The 2192-nt window shown below is 62.6% G+C and carries 2 protein-coding genes; both read right to left on the bottom strand.

Going from position 1 to position 2192, the window contains the following annotated elements:
• Positions 1–262: 262 nt before the first annotated feature.
• Positions 263–1150, bottom strand: coding sequence for a VOC family protein (locus QCE64_RS36290; protein ID WP_310009169.1), 888 nt, complete (start codon positions 1148–1150; stop codon positions 263–265).
• Between the two features lie 54 nt (positions 1151–1204).
• Positions 1205–2002: an alpha/beta fold hydrolase gene (locus QCE64_RS36285; protein ID WP_310009167.1), complete on the bottom strand. Its 798-nt coding sequence runs from the start codon at positions 2000–2002 to the stop codon at positions 1205–1207.
• Between the last annotated feature and the right edge of the window lie 190 nt (positions 2003–2192).

Genomic DNA, 2192 nt, shown 5'->3' with positions numbered 1-2192 from the left:
GCGTTCGCGAGCACCGATGCAGACGAGCGCGCCTGCTCCTCTCGCGTGCCCGCGAACTCCCTTCGACCTTGGGCCAGCTCCGCCATCTTGTGTCTCCTTCGCGGCGCAGGAATGCCGCGAAATCTTTTTTTGTCTTGTCGTCTACAACGCAGGGCGTTTGTAGCGCTTGATCATCCTGGCCAGGACGCCCTCCGTTCTTCGACGCTCCAGGCTGTCCAGCCGTATGAGTTTCAACAGTCTGAGCGAGTGACTTAGTGGAGGGTCAACCGGCGCGCAACGGATGATAAGGAAACGTTGCACCCGACGCTGCCATCGCGTCCATATCGCGACTGAAGATGCCCCATTGATCATTGCGGCCCGTGGGAAATGCCCACTTGTCCGGCGTGCCGGTGACATAGTCTTCGTCCACGCGCTGAATCTCGGCGGTGTATTCGATGCATGCGCCGAACGGCCCGACAAAATAGGCGAACACGTTGTCGCCCGGTCCGTGACGTCCCGGGCCCCAGACTGTGCCCCAGCCGGCGTCTTTCAGACGGCCCATGCCGCGCAGCACGGCGTCGGTATCCTGCATCTCGAAGGCGACATGGTTCAGCGTCGGCCGTTTCGTGTCTGCATAGGCGATGACGTGATGCAGTTCGTCGCAGCGCAGGAAGCTCATGTATGCCGTGCGGTCGCTCAGGCGAAAGCCGAATACGTCGGTCAGCACGCGCGTCGAGGCTTCGCGGTCGCTCGTGTTGAAGACGACGTGCGCGATCCGAATGGGACATCCTCGGTCAGCAGGCAGCGCGTCCGGTGCCCGATCGCCCTCCACCACGAAGCGATAAGGCTCACCTTCCAGGCCAGCCACATGAAAGCCCGAACTCTGCCCGGGTTCATCGAAACACTCGATCCACTCACTATGCCGCAAGCCGGCGGCGCGTACGCGTTCATAGACTGCTTCTACTTCTTCGCGCGTGCCGGTCAACGTCGCCGAAAGCAACGCGCGCTCCGCACCTTCCGTGATAGCCACCGAGTAGTGTTGCCCTGCAGTGCCGCGCAGCCACGTTGTCGGGCCCTGCGAGGCGACTTCGGTCATGCCCCACGGGGCGACGAGAAAATTGACCGCTTCCGCGCGGTCCGGCATCTGGAATTCAACGCTACGTAAATGCATCGTGTATCTCCTGTTATTTTCCTGCTCGGACGCGCATTCATTGTCGCGGCGCGCCTATCGTTGTGATCCGAGCCACTGCAACAGTTCGCGGTTGAAGGCGTCGGGCTGCTCAACGTTCGGCACGTGCTTCGCGCCTTCGAAACCGGCATAGCGGCCATTCGGGAACAGACTGGCGATGTGCCGGCTTTCATCCGGCGTGGCGCGTGGATCCAGCGAGCCACAGGTGACAAGCACGGGCGCCTGCACAGTGTGAAGGCGTTCGGTGAACGTGAAGTTGCCGATCGCTTGCGCACAGCCGATATAGCCGGCGGGCGAGCAGCCCGCGACCGTATCGCGGATCTGTTTCCACCGGCCCGGATGCGCGGCGCGGTAGTCGGCGGTCAGCCAGCGATCCATCGTACGGTCGGCGATCGGCTCCAGCGAGCCCGCCTTGTTGATGGCCTCGATCATGGGCCCCCAAAACGTCGCGGCATCGGGCGGAGACTCGGACTGCGTATCGCTTAGCAGCAACGAATTCACGCGGTTGGCGTAGCGCAGACCAAGCGACTGACCGATCATCCCCCCGATTGAAAGACCCACGAAATGGCAGCGTTCGATCGACAGCGCGTCGAGCACCTCGATCACGTCGTCCGCGAGTTGGTCGATTGTGTACGGAGCGGGTGTAGCGGTACTGCCGCCGTGTCCGCGCAGATCGGTGCGCAGCACGCGATAGCCCGCTGCAAGCAGTGCGGGAACCTGCTCGGCCCACAGGCCCAGATCCGCTGCGAGCGAATGCGAGAACACGACCACCTGGCCGCGCTCGGGTCCGACGAGATCATAGGAAAGCGTGCGTTGTTTTGAAGGAAGCAGCATGGTCTATCCGTCGTGTAATCGTTGACAAGTTTCCCGAGACGATCCGGGTCGATGTGTTCTAAGCGGCCGCTTGTTGCATGGCGCGGACCTGCAGTTCCATCGAACCGATGCCGCCGATGCTGCCCTTCAGGCGGTCACCCTCCGCGAGTTGCGACACGCCTGCGGGCGTGCCCGTCGTGATCAGCGTCCC

The sequence above is a fragment of the Caballeronia sp. LZ043 genome, assembly GCF_031451075.1.
Taxonomy (GTDB): Bacteria; Pseudomonadota; Gammaproteobacteria; order Burkholderiales; family Burkholderiaceae; genus Caballeronia.
The sequence above is the reverse complement of the archived record's forward strand: the minus strand, read 5'-3'. Positions and strand labels throughout refer to the sequence as shown.